Annotated in this window: 12 protein-coding genes; 4 read left to right on the forward strand and 8 right to left on the reverse strand. The window is 72.4% G+C overall.

The features are described 5' to 3' along the window. Positions 1-28: 28 nt before the first annotated feature. Entirely contained in the window at positions 29-697 is a 669-nt protein-coding gene (locus LJ657_RS04965; RefSeq protein WP_232646982.1) for a DUF3000 domain-containing protein, read from the reverse strand. A gap of 127 nt (positions 698-824) precedes the next feature. Between LJ657_RS04965 and hemE the strand changes: the two genes are divergently transcribed. Continuing rightward, on the forward strand, positions 825-1,901 hold the full coding sequence (gene hemE, locus LJ657_RS04970; RefSeq protein WP_232646983.1) for a uroporphyrinogen decarboxylase: 1,077 nt from the start codon (positions 825-827) through the stop codon (positions 1,899-1,901). 16 nt (positions 1,902-1,917) lie between these two features. Here the strand turns inward: hemE and LJ657_RS04975 are convergent, their stop codons facing one another. After that, on the reverse strand, positions 1,918-2,742 hold the full coding sequence (locus LJ657_RS04975) for a rhomboid family intramembrane serine protease (RefSeq protein ID WP_232646984.1): 825 nt from the start codon (positions 2,740-2,742) through the stop codon (positions 1,918-1,920). A 125-nt stretch (positions 2,743-2,867) separates the two neighbouring features. On the opposite strand from LJ657_RS04975, the gene LJ657_RS04980 reads away from it, so the two are divergent. Then, complete coding sequence (locus LJ657_RS04980) at positions 2,868-3,188, forward strand: hypothetical protein (protein ID WP_232646985.1); 321 nt, start codon at positions 2,868-2,870, stop codon at positions 3,186-3,188. Between the two features lie 124 nt (positions 3,189-3,312). Here the strand turns inward: LJ657_RS04980 and LJ657_RS04985 are convergent, their stop codons facing one another. Together LJ657_RS04985 and LJ657_RS04990 are read right to left on the reverse strand one after the other, a co-directional pair. Further along, complete coding sequence (locus LJ657_RS04985; RefSeq protein WP_232646986.1) at positions 3,313-4,704, reverse strand: FAD-dependent oxidoreductase; 1,392 nt, start codon at positions 4,702-4,704, stop codon at positions 3,313-3,315. A 42-nt stretch (positions 4,705-4,746) separates the two neighbouring features. Next, positions 4,747-5,673, reverse strand: a complete 927-nt coding sequence (locus LJ657_RS04990) for a DUF4349 domain-containing protein (protein ID WP_232646987.1) — start codon at positions 5,671-5,673, stop codon at positions 4,747-4,749. Between the two features lie 159 nt (positions 5,674-5,832). Between LJ657_RS04990 and hemG the strand changes: the two genes are divergently transcribed. After that, on the forward strand, positions 5,833-7,347 hold the full coding sequence (gene hemG / locus LJ657_RS04995; protein ID WP_232646988.1) for a protoporphyrinogen oxidase: 1,515 nt from the start codon (positions 5,833-5,835) through the stop codon (positions 7,345-7,347). Positions 7,348-7,351: 4 nt separating this feature from the next. Further along, a complete protein-coding gene (gene hemQ, locus LJ657_RS05000; RefSeq protein ID WP_232646989.1) occupies positions 7,352-8,083 on the forward strand; it encodes a hydrogen peroxide-dependent heme synthase in 732 nt (243 codons plus the stop codon). 22 nt (positions 8,084-8,105) lie between these two features. Here hemQ and LJ657_RS05005 read toward each other — a convergent pair whose 3' ends face one another. The 4 genes from LJ657_RS05005 to LJ657_RS05020 form a co-directional block, all read right to left on the reverse strand. Next, entirely contained in the window at positions 8,106-9,746 is a 1,641-nt protein-coding gene (locus LJ657_RS05005) for an alpha/beta hydrolase (protein ID WP_232646990.1), read from the reverse strand. Positions 9,747-9,844: 98 nt separating this feature from the next. Continuing rightward, positions 9,845-10,633 carry a TIGR04222 domain-containing membrane protein gene (locus LJ657_RS05010; protein WP_232646991.1) on the reverse strand — a complete coding sequence of 263 codons (789 nt, stop codon included), beginning with the start codon at positions 10,631-10,633 and terminating at the stop codon, positions 9,845-9,847. Between the two features lie 106 nt (positions 10,634-10,739). Further along, positions 10,740-11,504 (reverse strand): DUF4142 domain-containing protein, encoded by a 765-nt coding sequence (locus tag LJ657_RS05015; protein WP_232646992.1) that lies wholly within the window; start codon positions 11,502-11,504, stop codon positions 10,740-10,742. Between the two features lie 76 nt (positions 11,505-11,580). After that, on the reverse strand, positions 11,581-12,912 hold the full coding sequence (locus tag LJ657_RS05020) for an MbnB/TglH/ChrH family RiPP precursor modification enzyme (RefSeq protein ID WP_232646993.1): 1,332 nt from the start codon (positions 12,910-12,912) through the stop codon (positions 11,581-11,583). Positions 12,913-12,938 lie beyond the last annotated feature (26 nt).

Below are 12,938 nucleotides of genomic sequence, written 5' to 3' on the forward strand. Positions count from 1 at the left end.
ATCGACAAAGTGATGGATGGTCCGCCGGTCAGCGCGACTGCGGATCCCGCCGCTGTGGCAAGGTCACGATCGACGCATCACCCGGCCCGGCCGGAGGCAGGCCCGCGACCTGGGCCAGCAGATCGCACCAGGAGGCCAGGTGCGACGCCGTGTCCGGGACCCCGCCCAGGCCCTCGCGAGGCGTCCAGGAGGCACGGATCTCGATCTGCGAGGCGGCCGGACGCTCCGCCAGGCCGCCGAAGTAGTGGGAGCTCGCACGGGTGACGGTGCCGCTCGCTTCGCCGTACGACAGGCTGCGCGCCTGCAGCGCGCCGGTCAGCCAGGACCAGCACACGTCCGGCAGCAGCGGGTCGGCGGCCATCTCCGGCTCCAGTTCCGCGCGCACCAGCGTCACCAGCCGGAAGGAGCCCCGCCAGGCGTCGTGCCCGTCCGGGTCGTACAGCAGCACCAGGCGGCCGTCGGCCAGGTCCTGGTCGCCGTCGACGACCGTGGCCTCCAACGCGTAGGCGAAGGGCGCGAGCCGCTTGGGCGCCGGCGCCGGCTCGATCTCGATCTGCGGCCGCAGCCGCGCGGTCCTCAGCGCGTCGACGGCAGCCCGGAAGGGCAACGGAGGCGTACCGCCGCCATTCCGATCACCCTCCTTGGTGTCGTCCATTCCGTCAGCGCCGTCCGACAGTCGTCCCTGAGCCGCAGCCATGCGGGGAAGATTAAAGGGAACGGGGGCTTCGCGCAGGGAGGGACACCCGTGCGGGGGGCCGCATGTCCGGATAGTGCCCCGTGAACCCCGGCCGTCGGGCCTCGGGGGCCGTGCGAGACTTGCGGTCGTGAGTGCGAACGAGAGCCCCGCGGGCCAGGTCCAGACGCAGCCGACAGCCACGTACGAATCGGCCTTCCTCAAGGCGTGCAGGCGCGAACCCGTGCCGCACACGCCCGTGTGGTTCATGCGGCAGGCCGGGCGCTCCCTGCCGGAGTACCGCAAGGTGCGCGAGGGCATCCCGATGCTCGAGTCCTGCACGCGGCCCGAACTGGTCACCGAGATCACGCTCCAGCCGGTGCGCCGGCACGGCGTGGACGCGGCGATCTACTTCAGCGACATCGTCGTCCCGCTCAAGGCCATCGGCGTCGACCTCGACATCAGGCCCGGCGTCGGCCCGGTCGTCGCGCACCCGATCCGCACCCGCGCCGACCTCGCGCAACTGCGCGACCTCACCCCCGAGGACGTCTCGTACGTCACCGAGGCGATCGGCCTGCTGACGCGCGAGCTCGGCTCGACCCCCCTCATCGGTTTCGCCGGAGCGCCTTTCACCCTTGCGAGCTACCTCGTCGAGGGAGGCCCGTCGCGCACGTACGAGAACGCCAAGGCGATGATGTACGGCGACCCCGAGCTCTGGGCCGACCTGCTCGACCGCCTGGCGGAGATCACGTCCGCGTTCCTGAAGGTGCAGATCGAGGCGGGCGCCTCGGCGGTCCAGCTGTTCGACTCGTGGGCCGGCGCTCTCGCCCCCGTCGACTACCGCCGCTCGGTGCTCCCCGCCTCCGCGAAGGTCCTCGACGCCGTCGCCGGGTACGGCGTCCCGCGCATCCACTTCGGTGTCGGCACGGGCGAGCTGCTGCGGCTGATGGGCGAGGCGGGCGCGGATGTCGTGGGCGTCGACTGGCGCGTCCCGCTCGACGAGGCGGCCCGCCGGGTCGGCCCCGGCAAGGCGCTCCAGGGCAACCTCGACTCGACCGTCCTGTTCGCCTCCAGGGAAGCCGTCGAGGCCAAGACCCGCGAGGTCCTCGACTCGGCCGCGGGCCTGGAGGGCCACATCTTCAACCTCGGCCACGGCGTCATGCCGTCCACCGACCCGGACGCGCTGACCCGGCTCGTGGAGTACGTCCACACGCAGACGGCCCGCTAGATCTCTTTTCCACGGCTCACCACGTGTGCCGGGGCCGCGCCCTCCTGCCGAACAGCAGGCCGCGCGGTTCCGGCGGCGGGGGCGTGCCCCGCTTGAGCGGCCAGGCGAGCAGCATGCCGACGAGGAAGCCGACGACGTGCGCCGCGTACGCCACCGTCCCCGCGGTGGAGACGCCCTCCCCGGACGAGTACAGGGCCTGCAGCACGAACCAGAAGCCCAGCACCAGCCAGGCCGGCAGCCTCAGCGGCAGGAAGACCAGGAACGGCACCAGGACCCAGACCCTGGCCTTCGGATACAGCACCAGATAGGCGCCCAGGACGCCGGCGATGGCTCCCGACGCGCCGATCAGCGGGTCGGACGAGTCGGCGTTGAGCAGCGCGAAGCCGTACGACGCCGCGTAGCCGCAGACGACGTAGAACAGGGCGTACCTGATGTGCCCCATGCGGTCCTCGACGTTGTTGCCGAAGATCAGCAGGAAGAGCATGTTGCCGAGCAGGTGCAGCCAGCCGCCGTGCAGGAACATCGCGGTGAGGACGGACACGGCGGGTGACTTGTGGTAGCCCGGCGGGGCCACCACGCAGCCCGCTCCGTGCGTGCCCACCCCCGTGGCGCCCGTGGGGACCAGCCGGGGCATCTGATGGTGGATCAACTCCCGTGGTACGGCTGCGTAGTGGTCGAGGAACGCCTGCAGGTGGCACAGCTGGGACAGGCTGCTGTCGCCCGCCACGGAACCGGCGAGGCCGGGCGTGGACAGGAAGACGTACACGTTCGCGGCGATCAGCGCGTACGTCACCCAGGGGGTGCGGCGCACCGGGTTCACGTCATGGACGGGTATGACCACAAGGAATTAGTGCCCTCGGTGGACCGGCCGAATCGGTGAACGCGGCCACGCGCGCGTGCGTATGTCTCGTCAACCGCCCGCGGCACGGGGAAGGCGGGTCGCGGGGACGACGTGAGGAACAGGCGATGAACGACCGAGTTACTCCTCCGATGCACGCCACGCCCGACGGGGAGGCGGAGATCTCCCTGGTGGTGAAGTTGCCGTGGGAGGACGTCGCCCGGCTCGGCCAGGAGGCCGGACGGCTGGCTTCGCAGATGCAGCGGCCGGTGACGCTGGACGAGGCGGTGAGTCACCGGCTGCGGTCCGTACGGAGTGCTGCGCATGCGAAGCCGGCGGGGGAGCAGCCGGCGGCTGTGACGGCCACGGCGTCGGTGTCGTCGTTGCCGCCGAGGCCTCCGGCGGAGCAGGCGCGGCAGGCGATCGAGCGGATCAATGGGAGCGCGTGAAAGGTTCGCCGCAGGGGTGCGGGTTGATTGCCGGCTGCGGGTCCGTTGTGGCTGGTCGCGCCCACGCGGCGGAGCCGCGGACTGACACAGCCCCGCCCCCCTGGGGGCGCTTCCCGCACGCCCGTTACGAGGAGCCCTTCCGCACGGCTGCCGTCGCCTTGCGAGCGGCGACCAGCACTGGGTCCCATACAGGGCTGAACGGGGGTGCGTAACCCAGGTCCAGGGCTGTCATCTGTTCCACCGTCATTCCGGCCGTGAGGGCGACCGCTGCGATGTCGACTCGCTTGCCGGCGCCCTCCCTGCCGACGATCTGCACGCCGAGCAGGCGGCCCGTCCGCCGCTCGGCGAGCATCTTGACGGTCATGGGGGAGGGGTTCGGGTAGTAACCGGCGCGGCTGGTGGACTCGATGGTGACCGCCTCGAACTGGAGGCCGGCCCGGCGGGCGTCCTTCTCCCGGAGGCCCGTGCGGGCGATCTCCAGGTCGCAGACCTTGGACACCGCGGTGCCGACGACGCCCGGGAAGGTGGCGTAGCCGCCGCCGACATTGGTGCCGATGACCTGGCCGTGCTTGTTGGCGTGGGTGCCGAGGGCGATGTGGCGTTCCTGGCCCGAGACCAGGTCGAGGACCTCGACGCAGTCCCCGCCGGCCCAGATGTTCTCGTGCCCGCGTACCCGCATGGCCAGGTCCGTGAGCAGTCCGCCATGGCTGCCCAGGGGGAGTCCGGCCGCCCTGGCCAGTTCCGTCTGCGGGCGTACGCCGATGCCCAGGACGACCACGTCCGCCGGGTACTCCGCGTCCTGCGTGGCCACGGCCCGCACCCGGCCGTCCCCGCCGGTGTGCACCTTGGTCACCTCGGCGTCGTCGACCATGGTGATGCCCATGCCCTCCATGGCCTCGCGCACCAGGCGGCCCATGTCGGGGTCGAGCGTGGACATGGGTTCGCTGCCGCGGTTGACGACCGTCACCTCGTAGCCGCGCTTGATGAGGGCCTCGGCCATCTCCACGCCGATGTAGCCCGCCCCGACGACCACCGCGTGACGGCCACGCGTGCGCGTGAGCGAGTCGATGAGCGCCTGCCCGTCGTCCAGTGTCTGCACCCCGTGGACCCCGTCGGCGTCGGACCCCGGCATGTCCGGGCGGATGGGGCCGGCACCGGTGGCGATCACGAGTTTGTCGTACGACGTCCACGACTCGGCGCCGGAATCGACGTCACGCGCGCGTACCCGGCCGCCCGCCACGTCGATCTCCGTGACCTCCGTCCGCAGGCGCAGATCGATGTCCCGCGCGCGGTGCTCCTCGGGCGTACGGGCGATCAGATCGTCCCGATCGTCGACGTCGCCGCCCACCCAGTACGGGATGCCGCACGCCGAGAAGGAGGTGAAGTGGCCGCGCTCGAACGCCACGATCTCCAGCTCGTCGGGGCCCTTCAGGCGGCGTGCCTGCGACGCCGCGGACATTCCCGTGGCGTCGCCGCCGATCACGACCAGTCGTTCCCTCGCAGCGCTCATGTCCATGCGAACACGCTACGGGGGCGCGGCATTTCAGGCCCGTGCCCGTCAGTCCTGGTTCTCGCCGCCTGCCCGTGTGCCCGGGGCCCGCAGGACCGCGCGGTGCGGCAGCCGGGGCCGGACGAGCCGCAGCCAGGCCAGTGCGATCAGGGCCGCCACCGCGGCGAACGGCAGTACCGCGCCGAACGCCACCGCCAGCCAGCGCAGCATCGTCACGAACGCGCCCCAGCCGCCTGCCAGCGCGTCCACGAACCCGGGCCTGTCCTCCTTCGCCGCCGCCGTCACCGGTGACTCCGAAAGGGACAGGGTGATCGTCGCGAGACTGGTGCGGTCCTTGAGAGACGCCTGCTGCGCGAGCAGCGCCTCCAGGTCGGCCTCCCAGGTGCTCAGCTCGCCCTCCAGCTCCACCACGTCGCTGAGCTTGGTGGCGCGGTCCATCAGCTCCCGGACCCGCGCCACGCTGGCCCGCTGCGACTTGATGCGGCTGTCCACGTCGACGACCTGGTCGGTGACGTCCTCGGCCTTGGCGGTGCGGTCGAGGAGCTTGCCCGCGCCCTGGAGGCCGGCGAGGACCTCGTCGTACTTGTCGACCGGCACACGCAGCACGACACGGGTGCGCTCATGGCCGTTCCCGTCCCGGCCGGTGGTCTCGTCGCCGACATAGCCGCCCGCGTTCTCGGTCGTCGTGCGGGCCTCGTCGAGGGCCTTCGGTACGTCCTTGACCTGCACGGTCAACGAGGCGGTGCGGATGATGTCGCTCGCGGTGAGCCTGGGCGCCCGCTCGGCCCCGGCGCCGCTCGCGTTCCTCTCGCCGCCCGGGGCGGCGGCCTTCCCGTCGCTCCGGACGGCCTTGCCGGCGGCGCTTCCGCCGCCGGAATCGGAGCCGCTCCCGCTGCATCCGGTGAGCGCGAGTGCGGCGGCGAGCAGGATCGCGGCCAGGGCCGGAACAGGTCGTACGGGACGTGTTGTGCACATGTGGGTGTACCCCCGAGGGTCGTGACGACTGACGGTCCTTCGACGCCCGGACGGGCCGGGGCGTTGGACCTGGACGGTCCCGATGCGGTCACGGTCAGGACTCGTGAAGGACACCGGGCCGCGGGCCGGCTGTCAGAGGGGTCTGAGACGCTTGAGGACATGCGCGAAGTGGAGAGTCGTACGGGTATGGGGCAGGTCGTCGTCATCGGAGCCGGGATCGCCGGACTGGCCGCGGCCCACCGGTTGTTGCAGCGCGGCGCGCGGGTGACCGTGCTGGAGGCGTCGGACCGCGTCGGCGGCAAGCTGCTGCCCGGTGAGATCGCGGGCGCGCGCGTGGACTTCGGCGCCGAGTCGCTGCTGGCGCGCAGACCGGAAGCGGTCGCCCTCGCCCGCGAGGTGGGCCTCGACGACCGGCTGCAGCCGCCGGCCACCGCGACGGCCTCGATCTGGACCCGCGGCGCCCTGCGGCCCATGCCCAAGGGCCACGTCATGGGCGTCCCCGGAACCGCCGCCGCGCTGACCGGAGTCCTGTCCGACCAGGGCCTGGCCCGTATCGAACGCGACGCGGACCTGCCGCGCACGGAGGTCGGCGACGACGCGGCGGTCGGGGAGTACGTGGCGGCCCGGCTCGGCCGCGAGGTCGTCGACCGCCTGGTGGAACCCCTCCTCGGCGGCGTCTACGCGGGGGACGCCTACCGCATCTCGATGCGCTCCGCGGTCCCGCAGCTCTACCAGGTCGCCAAGACGCACGACTCGCTCACCGAAGGCGTCCGCGAGCTCCAGGCCAGGATGGCCGCCGCCCAGCAGACCGGCCCCGTCTTCATGGGCATCCAGGGCGGCGTCGGCAGCCTCCCGCTCGCGGTGGCGGACTCGGTCCGCGCGCGCGGCGGCGAGATCCTGACCGGGACGCCGGTGACCGGGCTGCGCCGCGAGACAGCCGGTGGCTGGCGGGTCGTCGCCGGTGACCGTGTGCTGCACGCGGACGCCGTCGTCGTGGCCGTCCCGGCCCCCGCGGCGGCCGGCCTCCTGCGCCCGGAGGCCCCGGAGGCCGCCACCGAGCTCGCCGCCGTCGAGTACGCCTCCATGGCCCTGGTCACCCTCGCCTACCGCCGCACCGACACCGCCCTCCCGCAGGGCAGCGGCTTCCTCGTCCCGCCGGTCGACGGACGCACCATCAAGGCGTCGACGTTCGCCTCCCAGAAGTGGGGCTGGATCGCCGACGAGAACCCGGACACGGCAGTGCTGCGCACCTCCGTCGGCCGGTACGGCGAGACCGAGATCCTCCAGCGCGAGGACGCCGGCCTGGTGGACGTCTCCCGGCACGACCTGCGCGAGGCCACCGGACTGGACGCCGCCCCCCTCGAAACCCGGGTCACCCGCTGGACCGACGGCCTGCCCCAGTACCCCGTCGGCCACCACGCGCGCGTGGCCCGCATCCGCGAGCACGTCGCCAAGCTGCCGGGCCTCGCCGTCTGCGGCGCGCAGTACGACGGCGTCGGCATCCCGGCCTGCATCGCGAGCGCGTACGCGGCCGTCGACCAGATCGGCGGCGACCTGGAATCAAAAGGTGCAGCGCGAAGCGCTTCGGTTGAGGGCGGTGGTGGGCGACGGGCGGGCGTGGAGGAGCTGACCGCCCACCCGGTGCAGAGTCTGCACGGCGGAGCGGGAGAATAGCCACATGAGTGACGACGCCCCCACCACTGCCCCGGACCGGATCGCGAACAAGGGCAAGCTGGCCAAGGACCTCAACGAGGTCATCCGCTACACCCTGTGGTCCGTCTTCAAGCTGAAGGACGTGCTGCCCGAGGACCGCGCGGGCTACGCCGACGAGGTCCAGGAGCTGTTCGACCAGCTCGCCGCCAAGGACGTGACGATCCGCGGCACGTACGACGTGTCGGGCCTGCGCGCCGACGCCGACCTCATGATCTGGTGGCACGCGGAGACCAGCGACCAGCTGCAGGAGGCGTACAACCTCTTCCGGCGCACCAAGCTGGGCCGCGCCCTGGAGCCGGTCTGGTCGAACATGGCGCTGCACCGCCCCGCCGAGTTCAACCGCTCGCACATCCCGGCCTTCCTCGCCGACGAGACGCCCCGCAACTACGTCAGCGTCTACCCCTTCGTGCGCAGCTACGACTGGTACCTGCTGCCCGACGAGGACCGCCGCCGCATGCTCGCCGACCACGGAAAGATGGCCCGCGGCTACCCGGACGTGCGGGCCAACACGGTCGCCTCGTTCTCCCTCGGCGACTACGAGTGGATCCTGGCCTTCGAGGCCGACGAGCTCTACCGCATCGTCGACCTCATGCGCCACCTGCGTGCCTCCGAGGCCCGGAGGCACGTCCGCGAGGAGGTCCCGTTCTACACCGGGCGCCGCAAGGACATCGCGGAACTCGTCGCGGGTCTGGCGTAGTCGGCGCCCGGTTGTCGCCTGGTCAGCGCCGGGCGGTCTTCCCCTTCAGGGTCTCCTTCAGCGGGGCCGGGTGGGAGCGGCCGTCCGTCGTGGCCGGGTTCGGCTCCGCGTGCGGGGCGCAGGACGCCTGCTGCACCGGCAGCCGGCCCTCCAGCAGGTACGCGTCCAGATAGCCGTTGACGCACCGGTTCGGGCCGCCCGCGATGCCGTGCGTGCCGGCCTCCCGCTCGGTCACCAGGACCGAGTCGCTCAGCCGCCGGTGCAACTCCACGGCGCCGTCGTAGGGCGTCGCCGCGTCCCGTTCGGCGGCCAGGATCAGCGTCGGCGGCAGCTCACCCGGCGCGGTCCGGACATCGAGGGGCTGCTGCCGGGGCGCCGGCCAGTAGGCGCACGGCAGGTTCATCCACGCGTTGTCCCAGGTCTCGAACGGCGCCTGGCGCGCGAGCCGCGTGTTGTCCTCGTCCCAGACCTTCCAGTCCGTCGGCCAGGGCGCGTCGTTGCACTCGACGGTCGTGTACACCGCGTTGGTGTTCTCCGCCTCGGCGGCCGTCTCGGTGGCCGGACCGGCCTGCTCGACCAGCGGCTTCTCGTCGCCCTTCAGATACGCCGACAGCGCCTTCGCCCGCGTCGGCCAGTAGTCGTCGTAGTACCCGGCCGACAGGAACGCCGCCTGTAGTTCGGCCGGCCCCACCCTGCCGCCCGCCGGCTTCGCCGCGAGCTGCCTGCTCGCCTTCTCGTAGCCGGCCTGCACCTCGTCGGCCGTGTTGCCGAGGCCGTACACGTCGTCGTGCTTGGCGATCCACTCCCGGAAGTCCGACCACCGGTTCTCGAACGCGGCCGACTGGTCGAGGTTGTTGCGGTACCAGACCTGCTCGGGAGCCGGGTTCACCGCCGAGTCGAACACCATCCGCCGCACATGCGAGGGGAACAGCGTCGCGTAGAGCGCCCCGAAGTAGGTGCCGTACGACGCCCCCATGAACGTCAGCTGCCTCTCGCCCAGCGCCGCCCGCACCACGTCCAGGTCACGGGCGTTGTTGAGCGAGTTGAAGTACTGGAGCCCGCTGCCGGACCGCTTGGCGCAGCCCGTCGCGTAGGCCCTCGCCTGCTTGATGCGTTCCTGCTTGTACGCCTCCGAGGGGTACGTCGGTGCCTGCGAGGGCGCCTTGAAGAAGAGCTTGGGCTCCTCGCAGGACAGCGGCGAGGACTTGCCGACGCCGCGCGGGGAGTAGCCGACCAGGTCGTAGGCCGCCGCGAGGCGCTTCCACTCCGGAAGCATCCCGACGAGCGGGAAGTAGAGGCCGTCGCCGCCGGGCCCGCCGGGGTTGTAGACCAGGGCGCCCTGCCGGGGCACCCGGCGCTTGCTGTTCTGGGGGTCCTTGTGGGTGGCCGTCACCCGGCTGACGGTCAGCTTGATCTGCTTGCCGCGGGGATGCGCGTAGTCGAGCGGGACGGACACCGTGCCGCACTCCATCGTGCCCGGCATGTCCTGCGCGGCGGCGCACTTCCCGAAATCGATGCCGGCCGCCCGGGCGCGCGCGGCGGCCACCGCCGTGCCGTGCAGCTCGGCCGCGTCCGGGACGACGGGTGTGCTGCCGGCCGGGGCGGCCGCGAGGGCGGTCAGGAGCAAGGATCCGGCGGCCGAGTAGAGGGCGGCAGCTCTCATGACGTATCCCTTCGGAGCATGGCAGCGACAAAAGGGATGTTTCGTTCGGTGCATGCAGAAGGCAAGCACCGCCCCGGCGGTGTCGGCCTCAATGCCCCCTATGCGCCCCTGGCGTGCGGTTCGCGCCAGGACTGTTCGCGGTGTGCGAAGGCCGCGCGCAGGTCCGGTTCACCGATCGCGCGGACACCTCGTACGGCGACGGTGGTGAGGTACGTGCGGTCGTCGCCGTACGAGACGCGCCGGGGCAGGGTGCCCAGCAGCCGCTGCCCGGCCGGGGAGGCCCAGCGGGAGTACGGATGGGCCTCCACCCGGGCGATGGCCAGACAGCTGAGTGTCAGTGCGAGCGGCAGGGCGAACCACAGGGCGACCAGGCCGCGCGGCATGTCCGGCCGGGCGGGCGCCAGCAGTGCGATCGCGCCCAGCACGAGCACGGCCACCGTGGCGAGCTGCACCTGGCGCACTCCGGCCGCGACGGTGGTCCGGGCACCGGCGGGCACGGCCAGGCCCGCGTCGACGAGCCGGTCGCCGAGCCCCGCGACCGCGTCCGCGGAGGCCGCGGCGGCCCGCACGGGTTCTATGCGGTTCTGCCCCTCGGGCCCGATGGCCCCTATGACCGACCGCTCGATGTCGTCGCGCCCGCGCGGATCGACCACCGTCGCCCACCCGGTGTGGGCGAGCAGCAGCCGCCGCTGCCGGGCCATGGAGACCATGGTCAGATCGGCGACGCGCCTGGGCCCGCCGGACAGGAACGCGGCCTCGTACAGCGTCAGATCGTGATCCCGGGAGTCCTCGTCGACGGCCGCCGCGCGTACGGCGGCCAGGCACAGCCGCGTACACGCCGTGCCGGCGACGGCCCAGGCCAGCATGAGGAGAAGTACCCAGAACATGCCGCGTTTCTATGCCAAAGGCTCAGAGGAACGCCATGGTCTGTTCACAATCCGGACGGAGCGTTGCCTGTATGTGACGTTCCGTTTGTCCGGAAGTGGACCTTCGCTACTGCGGGGGCGGGCTGGAGGCGGGCGGCGGGAGCGTGTAGCCACCGGTGCCGGACGGCGTGAGCGGGACGACCTGGCCCGGATCCGCGGTCGCGCCGGGGAAGCCGGTGGGCGGCGGCGTGCTCGCGGCGGCCATGTCCTGGGCGAGCGCGTCCCAGTCGATGTACCCCGTGGCCTCCAGGACCTTGATGTGGTCCAGCACGGTCGTGTTCGCGTCGTCGGCGAGCGCGCGCACCAGCGAGTTCTGGGTGCTCGCCCGGACCTGGGCGACGAGGGAGAACACCTTGCCGTGCGCCAGCCGCAGGATGTTGGCGAACTTGCCGTCGTAGTCGGTGCCCTGCGCCGCGTTCAGCGTCGCCAGCCACTGCTTCTGCTGGTCGCTCGGCTCGTTGGGCAGCTGCAGGCCGAGCTGGGCCGCCACGTCCCGTACCCGCTGGTCGAGGAAGGTGTGCCCCAGGACGAGATGCTGACCCGCCGTCCGTACGGCCTGGGTGGTGCCCTTCTGCTCGGCCTGCTGTCCGGCGGGCAGCTCCCACAGGCCGGCCAGCCGGACCTTGGTGATGAAGTCGCGGTCGAGGGCGGACAACGGCCCGTACTGCGTCGAGACGGTCTCGGCGCTCAGTACGTCGACGCCGGTCCCGGACCGGTCGGCGTACGACCAGATCGGGAAGATCAGTGCCAACAGGGTGGCCGTCAGGCCGATGATGATGACCCCGGTGCCGCTGAATATGCCTCTGCCGGTGACGGGTGGTCGCGGTCGCATGGTGCCTCCTACGGCACCGCATATTACTGCGGGGTTCGGCTGCGCCCGGTCTCGCGGCCTGTTACCTCCGGCACGGTCAGCGCCGCAGCAGCACCCGCCGCGCCGCCCTGGCCATCCGAACCGCCGGCCGCTGCGACCGCGGCGCGGGCCCCGAGCGTTCCAGCCACCACTCCCTCAGCTCCCGCCGGGCCCGGCCCTCCTCCAGCCGCCCGTCGAGCAGCAGCTGTCCGGCGAAGTCCAGGGCGTCCCGGCGGTAGCCGCCGGTCATCGGGTGCCGGTGGGCGTACGCGAGGAAGGCCGGCCGGTACGCGTCCCCGAGGATCTCCGGCAGCTCGGGCGCGACCTTCGCCACCACATCCGCCCGCTTCCCGGCGAGCGCCCGCGCCTGCACCCCCAGCCGCACCCGGTCGAACCCCTCCGGCACGGGCGTCCCGGCGACGAGCGCGGACAGCAGGGCGGCCTGAGCGAGCCCGAGCCGCTGCCGGGCGGCGGCGGCGGTGGCGGTGGCGGTGGCAGGGGCAGGGGCGACGGCGCCCACCGTCGCCGTCGCTGCCGCCTCCGCCGCGGTCTCCTCCCGTATCGCCCCTCCCTTCTCCACGGCTGCCCGTATCGCCTCCAACTCCCTCTCCAGTACGGCCGGTTCGGGAAAGTTCTCGTCCCGCTCCAGCAGCACCCCGGGCGGCGAGACCCGAGCGGCGAGGTCGGTCAGGATGTCGAGGACCGGCTCCGGCACCGGGTGGGCGTGGCTGTCGTGCCAGACACCGTCGCGTTCGAAGCCGCCCGCGACATGGACGTAGGCGATGGCCTCCAGGGGAAGCTCCGCGAGCGCCTTGGCCGGGTCCTCTCCGCCGTTGACGTGGTTGGTGTGCAGGTTGGCAACGTCGATCAGGAGCCGTACGCCGGTCCGGTCGGCGAGCTCGTACAGGAACTGCCCCTCGGTCATCTCCTCACCGGGCCAGGAGACCAGCGCGGCGATGTTCTCCACGGCGAGCGGCACCGGCAGCGCGTCCTGGGCGATGCGGACGTTCTCGCACAGCACGTCGAGGGCGCCCCGGGTGCGCGGCACGGGCAGCAGATGCCCGGCCTCCAGCAGCGGCGACGCCGTCAGAGGGCCGCCGGCCCGTACGAACGCGATGTGCTCGGTGACCAGCGGCGCGCCCAGCGCCTGGGCCCGCTCGGCGAGGGCGGTGAGCCGGTCCTCGTCGGGCCGGTCGGCGCCGCCGAGGCCGAGCGAGACGCCGTGCGGGATCACGGTCACCCCACGGGCGCGCAGCCGCCGCAGCGACTCGGGGAGGTGCCCGGGGCAGATGTTCTCGGCCACGGCCTCGACCCAGTCGATGCCCGGCATGCGCTCCACAGCGTCGGCGATCTCCGGCCGCCACCCGATGCCCGTTCCCAGTCGCTCCATGGTCCGTCCCCTCCCAGCCGTCCCTC

The sequence above is a fragment of the Streptomyces guryensis genome, from assembly GCF_021261325.1.
In the GTDB taxonomy this organism is placed as follows: domain Bacteria; phylum Actinomycetota; class Actinomycetes; order Streptomycetales; family Streptomycetaceae; genus Streptomyces; species Streptomyces guryensis.

Excerpts from the sequence above, each read along its gene's own strand:
- LJ657_RS04965 (WP_232646982.1), bottom strand. The coding sequence starts at position 697 with ATGGCTGCGGCTCAGGGACGACTGTCGGACGGCGCTGACGGAATGGAC.
- LJ657_RS04980 (WP_232646985.1), top strand. The coding sequence starts at position 2,868 with ATGAACGACCGAGTTACTCCTCCGATGCACGCCACGCCCGACGGGGAG.
- LJ657_RS04985 (WP_232646986.1), bottom strand. The coding sequence starts at position 4,704 with ATGGACATGAGCGCTGCGAGGGAACGACTGGTCGTGATCGGCGGCGAC.
- LJ657_RS04990 (WP_232646987.1), bottom strand. The coding sequence starts at position 5,673 with ATGTGCACAACACGTCCCGTACGACCTGTTCCGGCCCTGGCCGCGATC.
- hemG (WP_232646988.1), top strand. The coding sequence starts at position 5,833 with ATGCGCGAAGTGGAGAGTCGTACGGGTATGGGGCAGGTCGTCGTCATC.
- hemQ (WP_232646989.1), top strand. The coding sequence starts at position 7,352 with ATGAGTGACGACGCCCCCACCACTGCCCCGGACCGGATCGCGAACAAG.
- LJ657_RS05005 (WP_232646990.1), bottom strand. The coding sequence starts at position 9,746 with ATGAGAGCTGCCGCCCTCTACTCGGCCGCCGGATCCTTGCTCCTGACC.
- LJ657_RS05010 (WP_232646991.1), bottom strand. The coding sequence starts at position 10,633 with ATGTTCTGGGTACTTCTCCTCATGCTGGCCTGGGCCGTCGCCGGCACG.
- LJ657_RS05015 (WP_232646992.1), bottom strand. The coding sequence starts at position 11,504 with ATGCGACCGCGACCACCCGTCACCGGCAGAGGCATATTCAGCGGCACC.
- LJ657_RS05020 (WP_232646993.1), bottom strand. The coding sequence starts at position 12,912 with ATGGAGCGACTGGGAACGGGCATCGGGTGGCGGCCGGAGATCGCCGAC.